The sequence below is a fragment of the Stutzerimonas stutzeri genome (assembly GCF_000952685.1).
In the GTDB taxonomy this organism is placed as follows: domain Bacteria; phylum Pseudomonadota; class Gammaproteobacteria; order Pseudomonadales; family Pseudomonadaceae; genus Stutzerimonas; species Stutzerimonas stutzeri_E.
In genome coordinates, this window is the sequence record NZ_JYHV01000011.1 from 386,462 (window position 1) to 409,954 (window position 23,493).

The 23,493-nt window shown below is 63.3% G+C and carries 19 protein-coding genes; 8 read left to right on the top strand and 11 right to left on the bottom strand.

The genetic code is table 11. The annotated features are described in order from the left end of the window. Positions 1-45 precede the first annotated feature (45 nt). Positions 46-1,224 carry an NO-inducible flavohemoprotein gene (hmpA, locus tag UF78_RS05690; protein WP_045161055.1) on the bottom strand — a complete coding sequence of 393 codons (1,179 nt, stop codon included), beginning with the start codon at positions 1,222-1,224 and terminating at the stop codon, positions 46-48. Between the two features lie 285 nt (positions 1,225-1,509). Between hmpA and UF78_RS05695 the strand changes: the two genes are divergently transcribed. After that, positions 1,510-1,734 carry a DUF2188 domain-containing protein gene (locus UF78_RS05695; RefSeq protein ID WP_045161056.1) on the top strand — a complete coding sequence of 75 codons (225 nt, stop codon included), beginning with the start codon at positions 1,510-1,512 and terminating at the stop codon, positions 1,732-1,734. 2 nt (positions 1,735-1,736) lie between these two features. Here the strand turns inward: UF78_RS05695 and UF78_RS05700 are convergent, their stop codons facing one another. The 6 genes from UF78_RS05700 to gcl form a co-directional block, all read right to left on the bottom strand. Continuing rightward, positions 1,737-2,624, bottom strand: a complete 888-nt coding sequence (locus tag UF78_RS05700; protein ID WP_045161057.1) for an urea transporter — start codon at positions 2,622-2,624, stop codon at positions 1,737-1,739. A gap of 83 nt (positions 2,625-2,707) precedes the next feature. Then, on the bottom strand, positions 2,708-4,123 hold the full coding sequence (gene pyk, locus UF78_RS05705) for a pyruvate kinase (RefSeq protein ID WP_045161058.1): 1,416 nt from the start codon (positions 4,121-4,123) through the stop codon (positions 2,708-2,710). A 102-nt stretch (positions 4,124-4,225) separates the two neighbouring features. Then, the gene (locus tag UF78_RS05710) at positions 4,226-5,497 is read right to left on the bottom strand and encodes a glycerate kinase type-2 family protein (protein WP_045161059.1); all 1,272 of its coding nucleotides are present in this window, start codon (positions 5,495-5,497) and stop codon (positions 4,226-4,228) included. Positions 5,498-5,808: 311 nt separating this feature from the next. Further along, positions 5,809-6,699, bottom strand: a complete 891-nt coding sequence (locus tag UF78_RS05715; RefSeq protein ID WP_045161060.1) for a 2-hydroxy-3-oxopropionate reductase — start codon at positions 6,697-6,699, stop codon at positions 5,809-5,811. 36 nt (positions 6,700-6,735) lie between these two features. Then, positions 6,736-7,533, bottom strand: coding sequence for a hydroxypyruvate isomerase (gene hyi / locus UF78_RS05720; protein WP_045161061.1), 798 nt, complete (start codon positions 7,531-7,533; stop codon positions 6,736-6,738). Positions 7,534-7,706: 173 nt separating this feature from the next. Then, positions 7,707-9,488: a glyoxylate carboligase gene (gcl, locus tag UF78_RS05725; protein WP_045161062.1), complete on the bottom strand. Its 1,782-nt coding sequence runs from the start codon at positions 9,486-9,488 to the stop codon at positions 7,707-7,709. Positions 9,489-9,604: 116 nt separating this feature from the next. Between gcl and UF78_RS05730 the strand changes: the two genes are divergently transcribed. From UF78_RS05730 to UF78_RS05750, 5 genes are all read left to right on the top strand, one after another. Next, positions 9,605-10,513 carry a LysR family transcriptional regulator gene (locus tag UF78_RS05730; RefSeq protein ID WP_045161063.1) on the top strand — a complete coding sequence of 303 codons (909 nt, stop codon included), beginning with the start codon at positions 9,605-9,607 and terminating at the stop codon, positions 10,511-10,513. Positions 10,514-10,644: 131 nt separating this feature from the next. After that, a complete protein-coding gene (gene xth, locus UF78_RS05735) occupies positions 10,645-11,487 on the top strand; it encodes an exodeoxyribonuclease III (RefSeq protein WP_045161064.1) in 843 nt (280 codons plus the stop codon). Between the two features lie 115 nt (positions 11,488-11,602). After that, on the top strand, positions 11,603-12,838 hold the full coding sequence (locus UF78_RS05740) for a sensor domain-containing phosphodiesterase (RefSeq protein WP_045161065.1): 1,236 nt from the start codon (positions 11,603-11,605) through the stop codon (positions 12,836-12,838). 128 nt (positions 12,839-12,966) lie between these two features. Then, positions 12,967-13,383, top strand: a complete 417-nt coding sequence (locus UF78_RS05745) for a DUF2946 family protein (protein WP_045161066.1) — start codon at positions 12,967-12,969, stop codon at positions 13,381-13,383. Positions 13,384-13,506: 123 nt separating this feature from the next. Next, the gene (locus UF78_RS05750; protein ID WP_080890552.1) at positions 13,507-14,904 is read left to right on the top strand and encodes a PepSY-associated TM helix domain-containing protein; all 1,398 of its coding nucleotides are present in this window, start codon (positions 13,507-13,509) and stop codon (positions 14,902-14,904) included. A 4-nt stretch (positions 14,905-14,908) separates the two neighbouring features. Here UF78_RS05750 and UF78_RS05755 read toward each other — a convergent pair whose 3' ends face one another. From UF78_RS05755 to UF78_RS05765, 3 genes are read right to left on the bottom strand one after another with little or no spacing between them, the layout of a single operon-like run. After that, on the bottom strand, positions 14,909-16,303 hold the full coding sequence (locus UF78_RS05755; protein ID WP_155397601.1) for an efflux transporter outer membrane subunit: 1,395 nt from the start codon (positions 16,301-16,303) through the stop codon (positions 14,909-14,911). Beyond that, positions 16,300-17,484, bottom strand: coding sequence for an HlyD family secretion protein (locus UF78_RS05760; RefSeq protein ID WP_045161068.1), 1,185 nt, complete (start codon positions 17,482-17,484; stop codon positions 16,300-16,302). Before UF78_RS05760 ends, UF78_RS05755 begins: the two co-directional genes overlap by 4 nt. Then, positions 17,481-19,058, bottom strand: a complete 1,578-nt coding sequence (locus UF78_RS05765) for an MFS transporter (RefSeq protein ID WP_045161069.1) — start codon at positions 19,056-19,058, stop codon at positions 17,481-17,483. The genes UF78_RS05760 and UF78_RS05765 overlap by 4 nt, the downstream gene beginning before the upstream one ends. A 305-nt stretch (positions 19,059-19,363) precedes the next feature. Between UF78_RS05765 and UF78_RS05770 the strand changes: the two genes are divergently transcribed. Further along, on the top strand, positions 19,364-19,816 hold the full coding sequence (locus UF78_RS05770) for a PA2169 family four-helix-bundle protein (RefSeq protein WP_045161070.1): 453 nt from the start codon (positions 19,364-19,366) through the stop codon (positions 19,814-19,816). Positions 19,817-20,108: 292 nt separating this feature from the next. After that, complete coding sequence (locus UF78_RS05775) at positions 20,109-21,029, top strand: AraC family transcriptional regulator (RefSeq protein ID WP_045161071.1); 921 nt, start codon at positions 20,109-20,111, stop codon at positions 21,027-21,029. Between the two features lie 30 nt (positions 21,030-21,059). Here UF78_RS05775 and UF78_RS05780 read toward each other — a convergent pair whose 3' ends face one another. Beyond that, entirely contained in the window at positions 21,060-23,261 is a 2,202-nt protein-coding gene (locus UF78_RS05780) for an OsmC domain/YcaO domain-containing protein (RefSeq protein WP_045161072.1), read from the bottom strand. Positions 23,262-23,493: the final 232 nt, after the last annotated feature.

The window sequence follows — 23,493 nt, forward strand, 5'->3', positions numbered from 1 at the left end:
CGATGGGCTGATTTGAGGGGCAGCGGCAGGCTGACCCTCCCGAACTCACTCCAGCGCCGAAGCCGGGCCGAAAAACTCGTAGCGGGTCTGCTGCTCCGGTACTCCCAGCGTCCGCAACTGCCGGCGAATCGCCGCCATGAAGGGTTTTGGACCGAGGAAATAGGCGTCCAGATCGCGGTCGGCAGGCAGCCAGGCATCCAGCCGTTCCTCAGTCATCAGACCAACAGCGTCCGGCTGGTTGTCCTCGCCCTGATGTTCGTCATAGCAGTAGAAGCGCTTGAGATGCCCATGCCGCTCGGCCAGTGCGTCGATCGTCTGGCGGAACGCGTGGCTGTCGGCATTGCGAGTGCAATGGATGAAGTGGATCGGTCGTTCGGTGGCGACGGCTTCCTCGAGCATTGCCAGCGTCGGGGTAATCCCTACACCGCCACTGATGAGCACGAGGGGCTTGTCGCTGGGCTGCAGCGTGAACTCGCCAGCGGGTGCAAACAGCTCGAGGCTTTGGCCTTCTTCCATGCGATGCAAGGCATTGGACGCCACTCCGCCTGGCTCGCGCTTGACGCTGATGCGGTAGTCGCGGCCGTTGCTAGCGGCAGACAGCGAATAGTTGCGGCGAATCTCCTGACCATCCACTTGAAGGCGCAGGCCGATGTATTGCCCGGGCTTGTGCCTGACCACTGCACCGCCATCTTCCGGTTCCAGGTAGAGCGAGACGATCTCTGCGCTCTCGGCCACTTTGCGGGCGAGTCGGAAGCGTCGCGCGCCGCGCCAGCCGCCGGGGGCATCGGCCGTGGCGCTGTACAGCTGTTCTTCAGTGCCGATGAGAATGTCGGCTAGCTGGCCATAGGCGGCGGCCCAGGCATCGATCACCTCGTCGGTGGCTATCGCTTTGCCGAGCACTTCGCGAATCGCGCGCAGCAGACATGAACCGACAATGGGGTAGTGCTCCGGCAGTACTTGCAGAGCGACATGCTTGTTGACGACCTGGGAAACCAACCCGCCGAGCTGGTCCAGACGATCGATATGCTTGGCGTACATCAGCACGCCATTGGCCAAGGCACGGGGCTGGTCGCCGCTGGCCTGGTGTGCCTGGTTGAACAAGGGACGTACTTCGGGGTGTTCGGCCAGCATTAATTTGTAGAAGTGATTGGTCAGCGCTTCACCACCGGTTTCCAGCAGCGGGACGGTGGCTTTGATCAGGGCACGTTGTTCAGCGCAAAGCATGGATAGGCTCCAGATGATTGGGACGCCTGTCTCTGATGTACGGTGCGCAATCAAGCGCTGCACGGACAGGTTGCCCTATCTCTTTCAATAACCGTTCCAGCTTGGAATTGACCAGAATCAAGGGCTTGCGCAGCGGAGGGGTGATTTAAACCCCTATTAAGAGGGTTCGCGGAACCCTTATCGGTCATAACTACCATTTTTTTCTTGCCCCGAGTCATTGACCGAACCGCTATGCCGCGCTGGTGTTCTATAGCAATGACTATTAGCAGGCTTATGGAGGCAAGTATGGAGAATTACCACATCATGCACGACGGCGACCGCTGGGTACTGCGCGAGGAAGGAGACAAGCGAGCGCTACTCGAGGCCACGACCAAGGAAGACATCATCAACGAGACCCGCGACTACATGAAGCTGCGTACCGCCTCGGTGAAAATCCATACTCAGGATGGCCAGATCGAAGAGGAGCGGACCTACCCCCGCGACCAGGATCCTCGCGCGACCAAGGGTTGAAATCAGGCGAGTCGTATATCGAGTCGGTGCTGGGCCAGCCGCACGCCCAGTGCCACAGTCCAGCACGAGAGAATGAAAGGCATGGTCAGCGCGGGCAGGCCCAGCTGATCGAAAACCAGCTTGGAGCCTATGGCCAGCGCGATGCCCAGCGCTGGCATCAGCGCAGATCGGTGCATCTGGCTCAGCGCCAGAGCTGCCAGCGCCGGGTTATAGCCGGCCAAGCCGGCCAACGCCTGCGATTCCGTTATGCCAGTCAGCAACGCGGCATATACCCCGACGGCCGAGCCACATAAGGCCCACAGCCCGGCGCGTCGATCGGCGATCAATACGGCCAGTAGCAGGCAAAGCCCCGCCGCGGGCTCACCGAGAAACATCACCTGACCCATGCCGCTCGCCATGGCGCCTATGGCAACCAAACCATCCAAGCCGGATTCGTGCGCTCGAGCGTCGGCGACCGAGCCGAGCATGCCGGCCCCGGCCAAGGCCAACCAGCCGAAAAGTACGAAAGCCAGAGTGAACACTGCTGGCCCTCCACGTTCGCGCATGGTTTGCAGCAAGCGCCGCTGCAACAGACTGGAGAGCGCCCCGGCCAGGGCCACCAGTAGCAGTGCGGGTGCCGACGGTCCCAGCACAAGGGTGATCAGCAGTCCCAGCAATGTCGAGTTGTAGCCGTAGAGGCCACTCTCGATATCCTGGCGTTCATAAGCCAGGCATCGGGCGGTAAGGGTTCCGCTGATCAGGCCGAGCAGGCCGCCGGGCAGCAGCGAAGGCGCGTACAGGCTGATAGTGACAAGGATCATCAACCCGCAGACCGGATTCGCCTGCAGAAAAATCTGGCTGACGCCGTTGAGCAGCGCATGTAATGCAGGCGGCAGGTGGATGCGGCGCATGGTGGGATATCTATACGCGAAGCGGGCGATTGGGGCGGCAGCTGGCGCCTCGCCTGCATGGCAGATGCAGGCGAGGGCACCGGTTAGTTGAGTGTCTCGATTCGCAGAGAATTGGTCGTGCCCGGCTGCCCCAGGGGCACGCCTGCGGTGATCACCACGGTGTCGCCGGTGCCGGCCATGCCCTGTGCGCGAGCGATATCCAAGGCGTTCAGGCAGACGTGCTCCATGTCGTGCATCGGTGCATCGATTACCGAATAGACCCCCCAGGCCACGGTCAGTTTGCGTGCGGTCGCCACGTTGGGCGTCAGGCTGAGAATCGGTGTGCTCGGCCGTTCGCGCGAGGCGCGCAGGCTCGAACGGCCGGACTCGGTGTAGTTCACCAGCACCGCGACCGGCAGGATGCCGCTGATACGGCGGATGGCGCAGCTGATGGCATCCGGCAGCGTGGCTTCGGCGTTGGGCCGATGCACGTCGAGCTGGGCCTGGAAGTCAGGACCGCTCTCCACCTGGCGGATGATCTTGCTCATCATGCTCACCGCTTCGAGTGGGTAATCGCCGGATGCGGTTTCGGCCGAGAGCATCACCGCGTCGGCACCTTCAGCCACGGCGTTGGCGACGTCCGTCACTTCGGCTCGGGTTGGGGCGGGAGAGAAGCGCATCGACTCCAGCATCTGTGTAGCGACCACCACCGGACGGCCCAACTGACGGCAGGTGCGGACGATGTTTTTCTGGATGCGAGGAACATTTTCCGCCGGTACTTCGACTCCCAGGTCACCGCGCGCCACCATGATCGCGTCGCTCAGGCGGGCAATTTCGCGCAGATGCTGCACCGCCGAGGGCTTCTCGATCTTGGCCATGAGGAAGGCGCGGCCACCGATCAGCTCGCGGGCTTCGTGAATGTCCTGTGGACGTTGGACGAACGACAGCGCTACCCAGTCGACACCCAGATCCAGGCCGAAGGCCAGATCGCGCCGATCCTTCTCGGTCAGCGGGCTGAGTTCCAGTACCGCTTCGGGCACGTTGACGCCCTTGCGGTCGGACAGCTCGCCACCGGCGATCACTCGTGTGTCGATGGCATCGGCGTGCTTGGAAACTACCGTCAGGCGCAGGCGGCCATCGTCCACCAGCAGGCTCATGCCTGGCTGCAGCGCATCGATGATTTCCGGGTGTGGCAGGTTGACCCGCGTGCGGTCACCCGGTGTCGGGTCGAGGTCCAGGCGCAGCGTCTGGCCGCGGGTCAGCTGTATCTTGCCTTCGGCGAAGCGGCCGACGCGCAGCTTTGGGCCTTGCAGGTCCATGAGGATGCCGATCGGCTGATTCAGCTGGCGCTCCACCTCGCGAATCCAGGCGAAGCGCTCGGCATGGTCGGCGTGCTCGCCATGACTGAAATTGAGACGGAACAGGTTGACCCCGTTCTCCACCAGCTCGCGCACGTCATCGATGCTGCGGGTGGCAGGGCCCAGGGTGGCGAGGATCTTGACCTTCTTGTCGGGTGTCATGGCAGGCTCTATCGGCAGTTGTTTTTATGAAACGCGTGTAACAGACGCGTGTAACAGACGCGTCTGGCTGATGTATGAACAGACGCGCGTAGCTACCGCCCGCTAGCGGGGCGACGGCAGGATAAGGATGGCGCGGAAATCGTTGACGTTGGTGCGGGTCGGGCCGGTCACCAGCAGGGCGTCGAGCGCCTGGAAATAACCGTAGCCATTGTTGTTGGCCAGTTCGTCCGCGGCGCTGAGACCCAGGGCTTCGGCGCGTGCGTAGCTGTCTGGAGTCATCAGCGCGCCGGCGTTGTCTTCCGAGCCGTCGATGCCGTCGGTGTCACCGGCCAGCGCGTACACGCCGGGCAGGCCCTGCAGGTTTTCCGTCAGGCTCAGGAGGAATTCGGCGTTGCGTCCACCGCGACCGTTGCCGCGCACCGTCACGGTGGTTTCCCCGCCGGAGAGGATCACGCAGGGCGGGGCGATCGGCTGGCCGTGCAGCACCACCTGGCGGGCGATGCCGCCGTGAACCTTGGCCACTTCACGCGATTCGCCTTCCAGGTCGCCGAGGATCAGGGGGGGGATGCCGGCGGCGCGAGCCTTCTCGGCCGCGGCGTCGAGAGACTGCTGCGGCTTGGCGATCAGCTGGAAGTGGCTGCGCGACAGGCAGGGATCGTTGGGCTTGACGGTTTCGGAGCGTGGGTCTTCCAGCCAGGCACGAACATTCGCCGGAATCTCGATGTCGTAGCGTGTCAGGATCGCCAGCGCTTCGGCCGAGGTGGTCGGGTCCGCCACTGTGGGACCGGAGGCGATCACCGTCGCTTCATCGCCCGGCACATCGGAAATCGCATAGGTATAGACACTCGCCGGCCAGCAGGCCTTGGCCAGACGACCGCCTTTGATCGCCGAGAGGTGCTTGCGCACGCAGTTCATCTCGCCGATATGGGCACCGGAGCGCAATAGCGCCTTGTTGATCGCCTGCTTGTCGGCCAGGCTGATGCCTTCGGCGGGCAGTGCCAGCAGCGAGGAGCCGCCGCCGGAGAGCAGGAAAATCACCCGGTCGCTTTCCTCGAGATTGCTGACCATGTCCAGCACGCGGCGGGCGACGCGCTCGCCGGCATCGTCCGGCACCGGGTGGGCGGCCTCGACCACTTCAATCTTGCGGCAATCGGCACCGTGGCCATACCGCGTCACCACCAGCCCGGAGAGTTCGCCTTCCCATACCGCTTCGATGGCTTCGGCCATGGCGGCCGCTGCCTTGCCAGCGCCAATGACGATGGCACGTCCGCTGCGATCGGCCGGCAGGTGATCGGCCAGTACCTGGCGTGGGTGGGCGGCGTCGATGGCGGCGGTGAACAGCTCGCGCAGCAGGGCTTGTGGGTCGAGGCTCATGTACTGCTCCTTCTAATGGGTCTGGAGCCGATTCCAGACCTTAGTGCTCGACAATGCAAGCGCTAAGGTCTGGAATCGACCTACCCGGCAGTCGGGCCGTGACTCCTTCTGCCGGGCGGGTCGAAAGGGGCGCCGCCCGGAGGCGGCAAGCAAAGCAGGTGCTGAACAGGGTTTGTTGCGTCGTGGGAACGTGATTCCAAGTACGGCAACCGACTTCGCTTTTGAGTGGCGTTGAGCGCAGCGCCATTCAGCGTTGCTGTCTGGGTCCAACGCTGAATGACGCGGCTCAACTCAACTCGGTTGCTTCCCGATCACTGCTTGCGGATCGAGAAGTTGGCCATGTGTTCCAGGCCTTTGATCAAGGCCGAGTGGTCCCAGCCGCTGCCACCGATCGCCGCACAGGTGCTGAACACTTGCTGAGCGTTGGCGGTGTTGGGCAGGTTCAGGCCCAGCTCGCGGGCGCCGGCCAGGGCGAGATTCAGATCCTTCTGGTGCAGGCTGATGCGGAAGCCCGGATCGAAGGTGCCCTTGACCATACGCTCGCCGTGCACTTCGAGAATCTTCGAGCTGGCAAAACCACCCATCAATGCCTCGCGGACACGGGCCGGATCGGCACCGTTCTTCGCCGCGAACAGCAAAGCTTCGGCGACCGCCTGGATGTTCAGCGCGACGATGATCTGGTTGGCGACTTTGGCCGTCTGGCCGTCACCGTTTTCACCGACCAGGGTGATGTTCTTGCCCATCGCCTGGAACAGCGGCAGCGCGCGAGCGAAGCTCTCCTCGCTGCCGCCGACCATGATCGACAAGGTCGCGGCCTTGGCGCCGACTTCACCGCCGGATACCGGGGCGTCCAGGTAGCGGGCGCCAGTGGCGTTGATCTTCTCGGCGAACTGCTTGGTGGCGCTGGGAGAGATCGAGCTCATGTCGATCACCAACTTGTTCGGGCCGACGCCTTCGGCGACACCATTCTCGCGGAACAGCACGTCTTCGACCTGTGGCGTGTCCGGAACCATGATGATGATGTACTCGGCTTCCTGGGCGACTTCCTTCGGGTTCGCCAGGGCGACGGCGCCCGCTTCGACCAGCGCGGCAGGTGCCGAGTCGTGGTGTTCGGACAGAAAGAGGCTGTGCCCAGCTTTTTGCAGGTTCTGAGCCATGGGCAGGCCCATGATGCCGGTGCCGATAAATCCAATCTTAGCCATGAGTGTTCTCCTTCAATCTTCTCGTGTTCGGTCAGTTCAGATGGCGTTGTGCACGCTGTTCTGGTAAGGAGCCAGCCAGCCGAGGCCGGCAGCGGTAGTGGTGGCCGGCTTGTACTCGCAGCCGACCCAGCCCTGGTAGCCGATGCGATCCAGATGCTCGAACAGGAAGCGATAGTTGATTTCGCCCGTACCCGGCTCGTTACGTCCCGGGTTGTCGGCCAGCTGCACGTGGTTGATCGCCGCCAGGTTGGTTTCGATGGTGCGCGCCAAGTCTCCTTCCATGATTTGCATGTGGTAGACGTCGTACTGCAGAAACAGGTTGCCGCTGCCGACCTTGTCGCGGATCTCCAGCGCCTGCGAGGTGTTGTTGAGGAAGAAACGCGGGATGTCGCGGGTGTTGATCATCTCCATGACCAGGCGTATGCCTTCGGCTTCGAGCTTCTGCGCGGCGTAGCGCAGGTTCTCGATAAAGGTCATCTCCAGTTTGCCGAGATCGGCGCCCTTGGGTGCGATACCGGCCAGGCAGTTGACCTGCGTATTGCCCAACACCTTGGCGTAGGCGATGGCCTGATCGACGCCGGCGCGGAATTCCTCGACTCGTGCTGGATCGCAAGCAACGCCACGGTCGCCCTTGGCCCAGTCGCCGGCCGGCAGGTTGAACAGCACCTGGGTCAGGCCGTTGGCATCCAGCTGAGCCTTGATCTGCTCGGCCGGGTAGTCGTAGGGGAACAGGTACTCGACACCGGCGAAGCCGGCTTCGGCAGCGGCGGCGAAGCGGTCGAGGAAGTCCATCTCGGTGAACAGCATGGACAGGTTGGCGGCAAAGCGGGGCATGGTTTTCTCCTGATCTGTAGGGATCACATTCGGTTTCGCATTGCGGTGGTGTGGTGGCCACCCTGGGTGTTGTGTTTGCGGTGGATATGCTTCGCGATATCCACCCTACGGACCGAAGTGTTCGTAGGATGGAAGACCGCGAAGCGTCTTCCACGCGTTTGGTTACGGTTGAATCAATCCAGCAGCGCGACCGCAGTCGGTGCGTCTTCTCGGCCCTCGGCCAGCGGCTCGAATTCGTTGATGGCGTCGATCTCGGTGCCCATGGCGATGTTGGTGACGCGCTCGAGGATCACCTCGATCACCACTGGCACCTGGTGCTCGGCCATCCACGCCTGGGCCTGCTCGATGGCTGGGCGCAAGTCTTCCTGCCTGAACACGCGGATCGCCTTGCAGCCCAGACCCTCGACCACCGCGACGTGGTCGACGCCGTAGCCTTCCATGCCGCTTTGGTCGGCATTGATGTTCTCGAAGCCCAGCTGCACGCAGTAATCCATCTCGAAGCCGCGCTGCGCCTGGCGGATCAGGCCGAGGTAGGCGTTGTTCACCAGAATGTGGATGTAGGGCAGCTTGAACTGCGCGCCCACCGCCAACTCCTCGATCATGAACTGGAAATCGTAGTCGCCAGAGAGCGCCACCACCTTGCGGGTCGGGTCCGCCGCGACCACACCGAGCGCCGCCGGAATGGTCCAGCCGAGCGGGCCAGCCTGGCCACAGTTGATCCAGTGGCGCGGCTTGTACACGTGCAGGAACTGCGCGGCGGCGATCTGCGACAGGCCGATGGTGCTGACGTAGCAGGCGTCCTTGCCGAACGCGTTGTTCATGCACTGGTACACACGCTGCGGCTTCATCGGCACCGAGTCGAAGTGGGTCTTGCGCAGTAGGGTGCGCTTGCGCTCCTGGCAATCGGCGGCCCAGGCGTTACGATCCGGCAGCTTGCCCGCGGCCTTGCGCTCCTTGGCGACTTCCACGAACAGTTTCAGGGCGGCGCCCGCATCGGAAGTGATGCCGAAGTCCGGCGAGAACACCCGGCCAATCTGAGTCGGTTCGATGTCGACGTGTACGAATTTGCGGTCCTTGGTGTAGACGTCGACCGAGCCGGTATGACGGTTAGCCCAACGGTTGCCGATGCCGAGCACGAAGTCCGAGGCCAGCATGTTGGCGTTGCCGTAGCGATGGCTGGTCTGCAAGCCGCACATGCCGGCCATCAACGGGTGATCATCCGGGATCGAGCCCCAGCCCATCAGGGTCGGGATCACCGGCACGCCGACGGTCTCGGCGAACTCCACCAGCAACTCTTCTGCACTGGCGTTGTAGATACCGCCACCGGCGACGATCAGCGGGCGCTCGGCAGCGCAAAGCATGTCGATGGCTTTCTCGATCTGCTTGCGGCTGGCTGCCGGTTTGTAGACCGAAAGCGGCTCGTAAGTCTCGACGTCGAATTCGATCTCGGCCATCTGCACGTCGAACGGCAGGTCGATCAGCACCGGACCAGGGCGGCCCGAACGCATGACGTGGAAGGCCTGCTGGAATACGCGCGGCACCAGGGCCGGCTCACGCACGGTCACCGCCCATTTGGTGACCGGCTTGGCGATGGACTCGATATCCACGGCCTGGAAATCTTCCTTGTACAAACGAGCACGCGGCGCTTGCCCGGTGATGCAGAGAATCGGGATCGAGTCGGCCCAGGCGGAGTAGAGGCCGGTGATCATGTCCGTGCCGGCCGGGCCCGAAGTGCCGATGCAGACGCCGATGTTGCCGGCCTTGGTGCGGGTGTAACCCTCGGCCATGTGCGAGGCGCCTTCGACGTGGCGGGCGAGGATGTGGCGGATGCTGCCGTCGGCGCGCAGGGCGGAATACAGCGGGTTGATCGCGGCACCGGGGATGCCGAAGGCGGTGTCGATGCCTTCCTTGCGCAATACCGCAACGGCGGCATCGATTGCTCTCATTCGGGCCATGGATCATTCCTCCTACGTTTGACTCGATAGTTTTTATACGTGGCCCAAGCATGCAGTGCTGGAACCCAAGGCGGAATTGGCCGAAACTTCAGTTCTGTCGATATCAGGAGTATCGAATGGATCGCTATACGATGCTGAACAGCTTCGTGCTGGTGGCCGAGAACGGCAGCTTCGCGGCGGCTGCATTGAAAGAAGGCGTGACGCCGGTGGTGATGGGCCGACGGCTCGATGCGCTGGAGCGGCACCTGGGCGTCAAGCTGATGCACCGCTCCACGCGCGGGCTGGCGCTGACCGATCTGGGCGAGCAGTACCTGGATCGTGCCCGCGGGCTGCTCAAGGATTTCGACGAAGCGGACGCCAGCATCAGCAACGATCGCACTTCGGTACGCGGACATCTGGTGGTTTCGGCACCGGCCGCGTTCGGTCGCCGACATATCGGCCCACACGCGCCGGCGTTCCAGGCACGCTACCCGGACCTGCAACTGTCGTTCAACTTCACCGACAGCGTGGTCGATCTGGTCCGGCATGGCTATGACATGGGCATCCGCATTGGCGAAGTGACCGACCCCAACTACGTCGCCATCAAGCTGTTTCCCAATCGCCGCGTGGTCTGCGGTGCACCGGACTACTTCGAGCGCCAGGGCGTGCCGCGTACCCTGGAAGATCTCGCGCGGCACAATTGCCTGGCGTTCAACCTCCAGGGCGGCCAGCAGCGCGGCTGGACCTTTCTGCGTGACGGCAAGCAGGTCGCTGTGCGGGTCTCGGGCAACCTCGATTGCAACGATGGCGAGCTGCTTTTCGACTGGGTCAAGCAGGGCCTGGGCATCGGCTGGCGCTCGACTTGGGAGATCCAGGCTGAGCTCAAGCGCGGCGAACTGGTGACGGTGCTCGACGAGTTCGCGTTGTCGGCCTACGACATCCAGGCGGTCTACCCGCAGCAGCGTTATCTACCGGCCAAGGTGCGTTTCTTCATCGACTACCTAAAGACGATCTACAACGCGCCGGGGTATTGGGAGAGCCGCTGAGTCGAGGTGTACAGGCAGGTTCGTATGGCGCTTTGATGGGGGAAAACCCATCATCGTGCCAGACGACACAGCGAACCACGCCACGCCGCCGCGAGTCACAACAAGGGTCATCCATCGGCGCGAGGCTACCCGTGGACTCCCTTAAAATTGCCACCTTCAACATCAACGGCATCCGCGCCCGGCGCACCAATCTGCTCGATTGGCTCGAGCGCGAGCAACCTGACGTGGTCTGCCTGCAGGAGCTGAAGGCGCAGGACGCCGACTTTCCCATCGACGATATCCGTGCGGCTGGCTACGGCGCGATCTGGCATGGGCAAAAGTCCTGGAATGGTGTGGCGATTCTCTCGCGCGGCGATGATCCGCTGGAGATCCGCCGCGGTCTGCCGGGTGATCCGGATGACAGCCATAGTCGCTATCTGGAGGCGGCGGCGCACGGCATCATCGTCGCCTGTCTTTACCTGCCCAACGGCAATCCGCAGCCGGGGCCGAAATTCGACTACAAGCTGGCCTGGTTCGAACGCTTGATCGAGCATGCGGCGGGGTTGTTCGACAATGGGCATCCAGTGGTGCTGGCGGGCGACTACAACGTGGTGCCCACCGACGAGGACATCTACAACCCGCGCTCCTGGCTCAAGGACGCGTTGCTGCAACCGGAAAGCCGCGAGTGCTATCGACGCCTGCTGGCACAGGGCTGGACCGATGCGCTGCGTGCGCAATACCCGGACGAGCGCGTCTACACCTTCTGGGATTACTTTCGACAGCACTGGCAAAAGAACTCCGGCTTGCGTATCGACCATCTACTGCTCAGTGCCGACCTGGCGCCACGCATGCTTGACGCCGGTGTCGATCGTTGGGTGCGCGATCAGGACCACGCCAGTGATCATGCGCCGACCTGGGTCAAGCTGGCCGCAGCTGATGCCGCGAATGAGCAGAAAAAGAAACCGGCCAAGCGCCGGTCGTCGTCCTCCGCCTAGCAACGTCGGAATGAGCGCTAGGCTCAAGACAGGGCTCTGCTGCGCGTGCCAGCCCCGTACCTGAGCATCAAACGCCACGACTCTTCCGCTGGAAGAGCGAACGGAGTACCCATCGATGAACCGGGATTCTGAACTAGTCGGCGGCAGCGAGTTGCTACAGCAGGTAGCGCGGGATGAACGGGTCAGTCTGTCCGTTGACGAGATACTGACCGAGGCCTTGTATACGGTCCGTCGCCATCTAGGAATGGAAGTCGCCTTCATTGGCGAATTTCGCGAAGGGCTGAGGGTGTTTCGCCATATCGACGGGAATCCTCGCGCGGTGGCGTTGACGGTCGGAGATGGCGGCCCTCTGGAAGAAAGCTATTGCCAGCGGATCGTCGATGGCCGCCTGCCGGAGCTCATTCACGATGCCGCCGAGCTCAAGGAAGCGTTGGCGCTACCGGAGACTCAGACGATACCGATTGGGGCGCATATGAGCGTACCGATCCGCTTCAGTGATGGCTCGCTCTACGGCACCTTCTGCTGCTTCAGTACGCAAGCGGATCAACACCTGGACCAAAGCGATCTGAGTACCATGCGCTTGTTCGCCACCTTTGCCGGCGGCCTTCTCGAGCGCAACGCACAGCGCGAACAGCTGCACCGTGACAAGCTCGAGCGCATCAAGGCGGTTATCGCGCGCCGCGATTTCTGGACGGTCTACCAACCCATTTTCCACCTGGCCGACGACACGATCGTTGGCTACGAAGCGCTGGCGCGATTTCGTGCCGAGCCCTACCGTTCACCGGATCTTTGGTTCGAGGAAGCCGGCGAAGTCGGGCTGCGCACCCAGTTGGAAACCCTGCTGCTGGAAACCGCCCTCGAAGGCCTGCGGCTGATTCCAGAAGATGTTTACCTGTCGCTGAACGTCTGTCCGGAAGCGTTGCTGGACGGTTCGGTGATCGATTTGCTCGCCAGGCAACCGCTGCATCGTCTGATGCTGGAGGTGACCGAGCATACCTCCATCGTCGACTATGTGCTGATCGCCGCTCAGCTCGAACCGCTCCGTCAGGCCGGGCTGCGTCTGGCGGTCGACGACGCGGGAGCCGGCTACGCCAGCCTCCGCCACATCCTCAAGCTCAAGCCTGACGTCATCAAGCTCGACCGGAGCCTGATCAGCAATGTCGACAGCGACAGCGATTGTTGCGCGATGGCCGCGGCGCTGATTCGCTTTGCCGACCAGACCGGCAGCAAGATCATCGCCGAAGGCGTCGAAACAGATGCGGAGCTGAAAGTGCTGCGCGACTTGAAGGTGACCAAGGCCCAGGGCTTCCTGCTGGGCATGCCGCTGCCGCTGGAGCACCCGGTAGGCTGAAAGCGGGGCCACTTACGCGCCGAGGGCAACCAGTCGAGTGCGGCGTGGTACTTCCCGACCAGGGCACCTACAATCCAGTCCAATTCATTCGCTGCGCTTCTTTGTTGCTGGAGCCATCAACTCTTCCCATGCATCGTCCTCGTCGCGCCCCGCTCTGGATAGCCGCTCTGGCGGTACTACTGCACCTGTTCGCGATGCCGCTGATGGGCGTCGGTGTGCGGGCAGCGGGCATGGCCGGGCACTGCCCGATGAGCGAGCCCGGCCGGCACGATTCTGGTCCGCTGGTTGCGCACGGGGACCACGCGCTGCATGCCGGCCAGGTGTCGTCTGAGGACGAACCCGCACCGGCGCCTGTTCATCATCTCGGCATGCCTTGTTGTTGCGCGGCGGGCGCGACGTCGCTGGCAGCGATTCCGGCCAGCACGCCCGAGCTGCACGAGCCACGGCGGTTGCGGATGGGCGTTCTTGCGCTCGTCACGGCGCCGCCCCTGTCACCGCGTTACCGCTGGCCCAGCCTCAATCCCCGCGCCTCTCCGTTCACCTGATCGTCATATGCACTGTTTTGAACCCGCCTGAGGCGACGTAGTACCGCGGGCGGTGGATCTGTCTCGCCAACCCGAGTGCCGGGTTGGTCTGCCAGGCGTAACTTCTCGATCGAGTGAATCTGCATGTCATCACCTATTTCCGGAGCCCGGCCCGAGGCCCCACCCCTTGTATCCGTGGCGCAGCGACCTTTGCTGGGGTTGCTGATTCGTTTGCATCTTCATGTGGGCCTGCTGGTTGGGCCATTTATCCTCGTCGCGGCGTTGAGCGGCTTGTTTTATGCGCTGACGCCACAGCTGGAGAGCCGGCTCTATGCGCAGCAGTTGTTCACCGATAACCGGGGGCCGACACTGCCCCTGGCGCGCCAGGTGGAAATCGCCCAGGCCCACATCGGTTCGGCCGCGACACTGTCGGCGGTGCGCCCGGCACCGCAACCCGGCACCACCACGCGGGTGATGTTCAACGCCCCAGGACTGGCACCGTCGGAAAGCCGCGCCGTATTCATCGACCCGGTAACGGCCGAGATCCGTGGCGATCTGCTCGTTTACGGCACCTCTGGCGTACTGCCGTTGCGAACCTGGATCGATGGTTTTCATCGCAACCTGTTACTGGGGGAGGCGGGGCGGCTCTACAGTGAGCTGGCGGCGTCCTGGCTATGGGTTGCGGCGCTGGGTGGGCTGGCGCTCTGGACGATCCGCCGTCAGCGTAGTCGCACGTCGCGCGTGGCCAGCACGCAACGGCTGCGGCGCTGGCACGCCACGCTGGGGCTGTGCTTGCTGGTGGGCTTGCTGTTCTTCTCCGCCACCGGACTGACCTGGTCGCGCTGGGCCGGGGACAATATCGGCATCGCCCGGGCTGCGCTCGGGATGTCCACGCCGAGCGTCTCCACCGCGCTAACCGGCCAGGCGTCAGCCCCCGCGAGCGAACATGCTCATCACGCCGGGATGCCGATGGCTTCGGCCGCACCTGGCGACCCCGCGCTATTCGACGCCGTGCTGGCCGTCGCGCGCCGCGCCGGGATCGATGCCGGCAAGCTGGAGATCGTTCCGGCGGCGGGCCTTGATCGAGCCTGGACGGTGACCGAGATCGACCGCAGCTGGCCGACGCAGGTCGATGCGGTTGCGGTCGATCCACGTTCGTTGACCATCACCGATCGCATCGACTTCGCCACCTTCCCGCTGGCGGCCAAACTGACCCGTTGGGGAATAGATGCCCACATGGGCGTGCTGTTCGGCCTGCCCAACCAGTTGCTGCTCGCGGTCACTGCGCTCGGTCTGATCACGCTGGTGAGCTGGGGTTACCTGATGGGGTGGCGTCGCCGTGCGCCGGTGCGTAGCGCCGGGCTGCTGCAGGCGCTGCGCGATCTTTCACCGACCGCTCGGATGATGACCGTGACGCTCGCGGTGCTGTTCGGCTATTGCCTGCCGGTGTTGGGTGGCAGCCTGCTGCTGTTTCTCCTCGCTGAGCTGGCCCTCGGCGGAAGGCGGCGCATCGACCGCGAGGCCGCGCGTCAGCCGGGCTGAACGATCAGTGTTCGGCGGCGGGCTGCCAGCCCCCGCCGAGCACCTGATAGAGGCCGATGAGCATGTTGATCTGGTTTTCGCGCAGCTGCACCGCGGTGAGTTCGGTGTTGAACAGGTTGCGTTGGGCGTCGAGCGTCTCGATGTAAGACGAATAGCCGGCACGGTAGCGATCCTCGGCGTAGGTCAGCGAACGCTCCAGCACCGCGCGCCGCGCCTCGACGCGTTCGATCTGCTGCTGCAGATTGCCCACCGCTGAAAGGCTGTCCTCTACGTCGGAAAATGCCTGGAGCGCGGCCGCGCGGTAGGCGAAGGCGGCCTGATCGCGCTGGGCGGTGGCGATGTTGACACCCGCTTCAAGGCGTCCGGCATTGAAGATCGGCGCGAGCACACTGGCGCCGAGGTCCCAGATGCGGACCGGGTCGTAATCCAGCGAATTGACGAACAGCAGGCCGATGCTCGCCGAGAGTTGTACCTGTGGCAGGAAGCGGTCGCGCTGGGCTTGCAGGTTGATATCGCTGGCGGCCAGCAGCAGCTCGGCCTGATGGATATCCGGCCGTCGCCTCAGCAATTCCGAGGGAAGTGCCTGCGGCACGGGAGGGGAGTGCAAGGCCGTGAACGCCTCGCCGCGTTGCACCGGCCCCGGCAGCTCACCGATCAGCAGGCGCAGCGCATGTTCCTGTTCGCGGATCGCCTGTTGCAATTGAGGGAGCAACTGCGCCGCGGCTTCGTATTCCGATTGTGCCTGGCTCAGTTCCAACTGCGAGGTGTAACCGAGGCTGGCGCGGTCTTCGGCGACGCGCAGCGCCTGCTGCCGGGAGTCGACCGTCTCGCGAGTCACGTACAACTGGCGGTCCAGCGACAGCAGCGAAACATAGGCGCGTGCGGTGGTGGCGGCGACTGCCAGACGCACGGCATCGCGTTCGGCCTCGCTGGCCTGATATTGCAACCTTGCGGCGTCGCGCAGACGCCGCAACCGGCCCCAAATATCCACTTCATAGGACACCTGAAGCGAGGGCTGCAGCGCGGTGGTGTGGGCGATTCCAAGAACGCTCAGTTCGCGGGTGCGCTGCGCGCCCAAGGCAGCGTCGAGCGTCGGCAGCAAGGCGGCGCGTGATAGTCGGATCTGTTCGCGCGCCTGTTCGACGCGAGAAGCGGCGCTCAGCACATCGGTGTTGTTGGCCAGCGCCGCCTCGACCAGGGCCGTCAGCTGAGAGTCGCCGAACGCCGCCCACCAGTTCGCTGAAATTTCCGTTTTGCGGCCGGGAGCGTCGCGCCACTGTGCAGGCGGGGCGACGTTCGCCTCGGTTGGCGGCGGCTGGCGCGGTGGCATGCAGCCGGTCAGCGCGACCAGCAGTACGCAGGACGACCATTGGCGCAAAACACGGGAAGGACGAATCATTGCTCGCCGTCCGCGGTGGATCGCTCCTGCGCCGTAGTGCCGCCGGTGTCCACATGGGTAATCACCGACAGCCCCGGTCGCAGGCGTTGCGCGAGCGGCTGGTCCGGATCGATGGAGATACGCACCGGCAAGCGCTGGACCACCTTGGTGAAATTGCCGGTGGCGTTGTCCGGTCGCAGAATGCTGAATTCCGAACCGGTGGCCGGCGCCAGACGCTGCACGCGACCGTTCAGGTGTGCGCCGTCCAGCGCGTCGACCTCGATTTTCACGGGTTGGCCGGGGCGCATGGCGAAGGTCTGGGTTTCCTTGTAGTTGGCGATCACCCAGAGCTGCTCCGGCACCAGGTAGAGCAGCTGCGAGCCAGCCGTCACGTATTGGCCCTGGCGTACCGTGATCTCGCTGACCTGGCCGTCGCGCGGCGCCTGGATCTCCGTGTTATCGAGGTCGATTTGTGCCCGCTTCAATGTGGCCTCGGCGATCTCCACCTGCGCCTGCAAACCACCACGGGACACTTCGCTGGCTTTCAAGGTCTGCTCGGCAATGGCGATAGCCGCCTGCGCCTGTTGCACCTTGGCCGCGGCGGCACGGGCGCCGGCGCGGATCTGGTCGCGTTCGCGGATGGAGACCGAGCCACGCTTGGCCAGCTCGTTGACGCGCTTTTCATCCGCGAGGGCGCGTAGCCGTTCGGCTTCGGCGGCAGACAGTTCGGCGCGGCGTGACGCCAGCGTCGCCTGATTCGAGGCCAGGGTCTGTTCCAGGTTCTCCAGTTCGAAGCGTCGCGCGGCGAGCTCGGCGCGGCGCTGCTCGACGGTCTGGCGATACTGGCGGTCGTCGATACGTACCAGTGGCTGGCCCTGTGCGACCTGCTCGAAGTCCTGCACCAGTACCTCGGTGACGTAGCCGTTGACCTGCGGGGCGAGCACGGTGATCTGCCCGCGCACGTAGGCATTCTCGGTCACCGCCACCTGTCCACTGAACGGCCACAGTTGCCAGGCGTAGAGAATCGCCAGCACGCCGATCAATGCCACCAGCAGCATCAGGATGACCGAGCGTCGACTCGGCTTGATGGTCTTTGGCGGATCGTCCGGCGTCGGGCCGGCATCGGTAGCGGCCGCCGAAGGTTGGGGAGGCTGAGCCGTCTTGAGGTTTTGCTGATCCTCGGTTTGGGTGCGTTCGCTCATGGAGAGGCGGCGTTCCTGTTCTGCTGCGCGATGCGCAGGGTGCGATAGAGCGTCCAGCCGAACACGCCGATGGAGAGCATGCCGATCAGCCGGAATACATCATTGAAGGCCAGCACATTGGCTTCCCGCGTGGACGCCTGACTCAGCTGCGCGGCGCTTTGCGCCTGGCGTAGTCGAGGGTCGGTCTGGCGTGGTGTCAGCGCCTGGTTCTGGGCCTGCAATCGGCCCGCGACCCGAGGGTCGCCGGGCACCAACTGCTCGGTCAGATGGCTGGAATGGTATTTCTCGCGCATCACCTGGTAGGTGCCGAACAGCGCTGGGGCTGCCAGGCCGCCCAAGCTCTGGGTCATGGTGAACAAGACGATGAAAGTCACCAGATAGTTCGGCCCGTTGCGCAGCGCCCGACCGATACCGGTGATCAGCAGCGGCCCGAGAAACATGCCGCTGGCGAATGCCAGCAGGCCCTGGCTGAGAAACATGTCGTGCGGGCGGGTCAGGTTGGTGGCGTCGATGTCGAGAAAGCTGGCGATGGCGATCAGCACGATCGACAGCAGGATCTGTGGGAAGGCCATGGCCGGGCTGAAGGTCATCGCACTGCCGGCAATGCCCATGATCAGCCCCAGCAGAATCACCGCATACAACGGCTGCAGTTGCTCGGTGCCCATGCCGAGGGTCTGCAGCAGGCCAACCGCGCCATAGGTCTGTTCGGACAGCAGCAGTCGCAGCATCAGCGCACCGAAGGCGAAACGCAGCATCTCGGCGGTACCCAGCCAGCGGGTGTGCAGCAGCGGATTGCGCCGGTGATGTTCGATCATGAAGGCCGCGCACATCAGCAGCAGCGCAGCGATCAGGGCGTAGCCCAGCCACGGCTGCTCGGTCCACCAAAGGATCCGGCCCTGCGCCAGCACCGCCGCGATCAACGCCAGGGCGGGGGCGAGCAGGGCGAAGGTCAGGAAGTCCAGCGGTTCGAAGACCTTGATGCGCTCGCCCAACGGCAGCTTGAGCACGACCACCGCCGCCAGCGAGCACAGCGCCAGACCGCTTTCGAACACGTAGAGGCGATGCCATTCGCCAAGAATCAGCAAGGCCGGCGACATCAGCCAGGCCAGCGGCGTGCCCAGCTGGGAAATGCCGAAGCCGAGGATCACCGCCTTCGGCAAGTCCGCCTTGCGAAACGCCTGGAGCATGTAGAACAGCCCCAGCGACGAGGTCGTGGCCGCGGCCAGGCCGCTGGCCGCGCGCACGAAGATGGCCATTTCGAGCCCTTCGACGAATACGTGGGCGATGCTCAGCGCCGCGTAGAGCGCCAGCCCGATCTCGGCGAAACGGCGCAGGCCGTACTGCTGGCGAAATTTGATCATCAGCAGGTTGGCGGAGACGTTGACCATGAAGTAGGCCGCTGGCAACCAGGCCGCCTCGGAGGGCGTCAGACCGAGATCGCCCTGGATGCTCGGCAGATTGGCGATGAACAACGCGTTGCCCAGGCCGCCCGTGAGGCCCACCAGTACGGCGACGCAGGCATAGGCGATGCGCACCGGCATCGGATGCAGCAGGATCGCCGGGGATCCGGGCATCGACGGGCGTTCATGGGGTTCCCAGCGAGGAACGGGTGCGAGGTATTGCGGCATGTTTTGCAGAACTCGACGGCTAGGGGCATGCACGGGCGTCTGCCGAGCCGGCGGACATCCTTTAGGACAGCCGCGGGCGCGAAATGATTGATTCTACCCGTGCCGCTCCGTTGGTCGCGATGAAAAATCGCCCTGTGCGGCGGGCCGGTCACTGGGCGGGGCGGCTGAACCTTTGCCGAAACGCGGCAGTCGACTCAACAGGTTGGCCGTGTTGTTACCGGCCTTTAACTGAGCCTCAGGAGGACCTTCAAATGGACACCAACGACACCATTTCCGTACTCAACGACCTCATCGAAACCAGCAAGGACGGTGAGAAAGGCTTCCGCGAATGCGCCGAAGACCTGAAGAATCCGCAGCTGAAAACCACCATGACCCAACGTGCGCAGGACTGCGCGACGGCTGCCGCCGAGCTGCAGCAACTGGTCAGGTCCCTGGGCGGCGATCCGGAAACCTCCACCAGCACGGCGGGCGATATGCACCGGCGCTGGGTCGATCTGAAGTCCGCGATTACCGGTCACAGCGACGAAGCGATTCTGAACGAGTGCGAACGAGGTGAAGACGTAGCACTCAAGAGCTATCGCAAAGCGCTGGAGAAAGACCTGCCGGTCGATATCCGTGCGGTTGTGGAGCGCCAGTTTCAAGGCGTGCAGCGCAATCATGACCAGGTGAAGGCGCTGCGTGACGCAGAACGCGCGCGCAGCTGATCCGGCGCGCCGATCAACCTGATCGACACGGCTCCCGAGTCCGACAACGCCCCGACCATTCGGGGCGTTTGCTTATCTGCCTGGTGCCCGGAGGCGACTACGCCTTGTTTCGACCCGCTGGTGCCGTCGCCACGCCTCACGTTCGTTAAACATCGGGAATGACTGTCCCAGCCCGGGCTGCACGGCGATTCGGTTCGGCTTGCTAGCCTCCGGCTCGTCTGCTGCCCACCGGCAGCAATTTCGTTGCGAGCTGCTAAGCTAAACCCCTTCGTTTTCCTGAGAGCCGGCTGCCATGAATTCATTCATCACTCCTCCGGCCGATGACACCGGTGCCCAGCGTGCCGAACTGGCGCGGCTGGTCGATGGCTTCGTCAGCGGTGACGGCATGCATCCGACCATCATCGAACCGCTGCACCTGATCCGTTGCGAGACACCCGGCGAGATGACCTATGGCGTACACAAGCCGGCGTTGTGCATCATCGTTCAGGGCGGCAAAGAAGTGCGTCTGGCCGATGAACTGTATTGCTATGACCCACTGCATTACCTGGTGGTGTCGGTGACGTTGCCGGTGGCCGGTTGTGTGGTACGGGCCTCGAGCGCGGAGCCTTATATTTGCATCCGCCTGGATATCGACCCCCCGTTGATCGCCGGGCTGATCAGCGAGGCCGAGCCGCTCATGGCGAGCAGCGAGCCGGACGGGCGCGGCCTGTATCTGGACCGCATCGATGCGCCGCTGCTCGATGCCACCCTGCGGTTGGTCCGCCTGCTTGGCAACCCGAAGGACATTCCGGTGCTGGCACCGTTGGCCTTGCGCGAAATCTTCTATCGGTTGCTCTGCGGACCGCAAGGTCGGCACTTGCGGGACATAGCGCTGCAGGGCAGCCAGTCGCACCGGGTCAATCGCGCCATCGAATGGCTCAACCACAACTACGTCGAGCCGCTGCGCATCGATGAGCTGGCGAGCCGGGTCAACCTCAGCAGTTCCAGCCTGCATCATCGCTTCAAGGCGCTCACCGCCATGAGCCCGCTGCAGTATCAAAAACAGCTTCGCTTGCAGGAGGCCCGGCGCTTGCTGATGACCGAAGGCCTGGAAGTCTCGGCAGCCGGCTATCGGGTCGGCTACGAAAGCCCTTCGCAGTTCAGTCGCGAATACAGCCGGCTGTTCGGCGCCTCGCCGGTCAAGGATATGGCGCGTTTGCGCAGCATCGCCTGATCAGCGCGAGGCGTTCGCCAGCCCCAGCATTCAGCGCAGCGCCGCCACCTTGCCGCGTGCCGCGTGCAGCTTCTTGTAGCTGTCGATCAGGCGCAGGTGGCGATCGAGTCCTTCCAGCTTGGTGCTGGTGGGCGTCAGGCCGAAGAAGCGCACGCTGCCGTCGACCGAGCCCATCGCGGCGTCCATCCGCTCGTGGCCGAACAGGCGACGGAAGTTGGCTTCGTAGTCATCCAGCTGCATCTCGTCATCCAGGGCCACTTCGAGCACCACGTTCACGGCCTGATAGAACAGCCCACGCTCGACCGTGTTGTCATTGAACTGCAGGAAGGCTTCGACCAGCTCCTTTGCCTCTTCGAGCTGGTTCAGGGCGAGATGGATCAAAAGCTTCAGTTCGAGAATCGTCAGCTTGCCCCATGCTGTGTTCTCGTCAAATTCGATCCCGATCAGTGTGGTGATGTCGGTGTAATCATCCAGTTCACTGTCTTCGAGACGCTCGACCAGTGCTTTCAGGCTGCCATCGTCCAGCCGGTGCAGGTTAAGGATGTCTTCACGGAAAAACAGTGCCTTGTTGGTGTTGTCCCAGACCAGATCTTCTACCGGGTAGATTTCCGAATAGCCGGGCACAAGAATCCGACAGGCCGTTGCGCCTAGCTGGTCATACACGGCCATGTACGCTTCCTTGCCCATGCCTTCGAGAATCCCGAACAGCGTGGAGGCCTCCTCGGCGTTGGAATCTTCGCCATGCCCGGAAAAGTCCCACTCGATGAACTCGAAATCAGCCTTGGCGCTGAAGAAGCGCCACGACACCACACCGCTGGAATCGATGAAGTGTTCGACAAAGTTGTTCGGCTCCATCACAGCCTGGCTTTCAAAGGTCGGCTGGGGCAGGTCGTTCAAACCTTCGAAGCTGCGGCCCTGCAACAGTTCGGTGAGGCTCCGCTCCAGCGCCACCTCGAAACTCGGGTGCGCCCCGAACGAGGCGAAGACACCGCCGGTGCGCGGGTTCATCAGGGTGACGCACATCACCGGATATTCCCCGCCCAGCGACGCGTCCTTGACCAGCACCGGAAAACCCTGCTCCTCCAGCCCCTGGATGCCTGCCAGGATTGCGGGGTACTTCGCCAGTACTTTCTGGGGTACGTCAGGCAGGGCGATTTCGCCTTCGAGGATCTCGCGTTTGACCGCGCGCTCGAAAATTTCCGACAGGCACTGTACCTGCGCTTCGGCCAAGGTATTGCCGGCGCTCATGCCGTTGCTGAGAAACAGGTTTTCGATCAGGTTGGAGGGGAAGTACACCACTTCGCCGTCCGACTGGCGCACAAAGGGCAACGAGCAGATGCCGCGCTCGACGTTGCCCGAATTGGTGTCGTACAGGTGTGAGCCGCGCAGCTCGCCATCGGGGTTGTAGATCTCCCGGCAGTACGTATCGAGTATTTCTGCCGGCAACGCATCTTTGCGGCCCGGCTTGAACCAGCGCTCGTCGGGGTAGTGCACGAAATCGGCATGGGCGATGCCTTCGCCCCAGAACTGGTCGTTGTAGAAGAAGTTGCAGTTGAGTCGCTCGATGAACTCTCCCAACGCCGACGCCAACGCGCTTTCCTTGGTCGCGCCTTTACCGTTGGTGAAGCACATCGGCGAATGCGCATCGCGAATATGCAGCGACCACACGTTGGGTACGATATTGCGCCACGACGCGATTTCGATCTTCATCCCGAGGCCGGCCAGAATCTCTGACATGTTGGCGATGGTCTGCTCGAGTGGCAGATCCTTACCGGCGATGTAGGTGCTCGCGTCGGCCGCGGTGTCGGGTAGCAGCAGCGCCTGGGCGTCTGCATCGAGATTGTCCACTTGCTCGATGACGAACTCCGGCCCAGTCTGCACCACCTTTTTGACCGTGCACCGCTCGATGGAACGCAGGATGCCCTGACGGTCCTTGTCGGAGATGTCCGCCGGAAGCTCGACCTGAATCTTGAAGATCTGCTTATAGCGGTTTTCCGGATCGACGATGTTGTTCTGCGAAAGGCGGATGTTTTCGGTCGGGATGCCGCGCGTCTGGCAGTACAACTTGACGAAGTAAGCCGCACACAGCGCGGAAGAGGCCAGGAAATAATCGAACGGGCCTGGCGCTGAGCCGTCGCCCTTGTAGCGAATCGGTTGATCGGCTACCACCGAGAAATCATCGAACTTGGCTTCAAGCCTGAGGTTGTCGAGAAAGTTAACTTTGATTTCCATGGGCGATACCAGAACAACACGATTTGGCCGCCCATTATCCGGTTTATCAGCCTTGCGTGCGTGATTTTCCAGCCTGGCGGTCTGTGCAGCCTCTCGCTCCCCGAATATCAGCGCTAACACGAATGCACGGTAGTGACCCGCCACGACCTCGTCGTCCCAAATGGCTACGAGGATTAGAACTCGTTCTTTCGTGCCTTCCGTCAGTGGGAAAGCCGTACGCTTGCTACCTGGC

Excerpts from the sequence above, each read along its gene's own strand:
- UF78_RS05715 (WP_045161060.1), bottom strand. The coding sequence starts at position 6,699 with ATGGCTAAGATTGGATTTATCGGCACCGGCATCATGGGCCTGCCCATG.
- pyk (WP_045161058.1), bottom strand. The coding sequence starts at position 4,123 with ATGACACCCGACAAGAAGGTCAAGATCCTCGCCACCCTGGGCCCTGCC.
- UF78_RS05775 (WP_045161071.1), top strand. The coding sequence starts at position 20,109 with ATGAATTCATTCATCACTCCTCCGGCCGATGACACCGGTGCCCAGCGT.
- hmpA (WP_045161055.1), bottom strand. The coding sequence starts at position 1,224 with ATGCTTTGCGCTGAACAACGTGCCCTGATCAAAGCCACCGTCCCGCTG.
- UF78_RS05750 (WP_080890552.1), top strand. The coding sequence starts at position 13,507 with ATGTCATCACCTATTTCCGGAGCCCGGCCCGAGGCCCCACCCCTTGTA.
- UF78_RS05770 (WP_045161070.1), top strand. The coding sequence starts at position 19,364 with ATGGACACCAACGACACCATTTCCGTACTCAACGACCTCATCGAAACC.
- UF78_RS05760 (WP_045161068.1), bottom strand. The coding sequence starts at position 17,484 with ATGAGCGAACGCACCCAAACCGAGGATCAGCAAAACCTCAAGACGGCT.
- UF78_RS05710 (WP_045161059.1), bottom strand. The coding sequence starts at position 5,497 with ATGAGCCTCGACCCACAAGCCCTGCTGCGCGAGCTGTTCACCGCCGCC.
- UF78_RS05700 (WP_045161057.1), bottom strand. The coding sequence starts at position 2,624 with ATGCGCCGCATCCACCTGCCGCCTGCATTACATGCGCTGCTCAACGGC.
- hyi (WP_045161061.1), bottom strand. The coding sequence starts at position 7,533 with ATGCCCCGCTTTGCCGCCAACCTGTCCATGCTGTTCACCGAGATGGAC.
- UF78_RS05780 (WP_045161072.1), bottom strand. The coding sequence starts at position 23,261 with ATGGAAATCAAAGTTAACTTTCTCGACAACCTCAGGCTTGAAGCCAAG.
- UF78_RS05745 (WP_045161066.1), top strand. The coding sequence starts at position 12,967 with ATGCATCGTCCTCGTCGCGCCCCGCTCTGGATAGCCGCTCTGGCGGTA.
- UF78_RS05695 (WP_045161056.1), top strand. The coding sequence starts at position 1,510 with ATGGAGAATTACCACATCATGCACGACGGCGACCGCTGGGTACTGCGC.
- UF78_RS05755 (WP_155397601.1), bottom strand. The coding sequence starts at position 16,303 with ATGATTCGTCCTTCCCGTGTTTTGCGCCAATGGTCGTCCTGCGTACTG.
- gcl (WP_045161062.1), bottom strand. The coding sequence starts at position 9,488 with ATGGCCCGAATGAGAGCAATCGATGCCGCCGTTGCGGTATTGCGCAAG.
- UF78_RS05740 (WP_045161065.1), top strand. The coding sequence starts at position 11,603 with ATGAACCGGGATTCTGAACTAGTCGGCGGCAGCGAGTTGCTACAGCAG.
- UF78_RS05765 (WP_045161069.1), bottom strand. The coding sequence starts at position 19,058 with ATGCCCGGATCCCCGGCGATCCTGCTGCATCCGATGCCGGTGCGCATC.
- UF78_RS05730 (WP_045161063.1), top strand. The coding sequence starts at position 9,605 with ATGGATCGCTATACGATGCTGAACAGCTTCGTGCTGGTGGCCGAGAAC.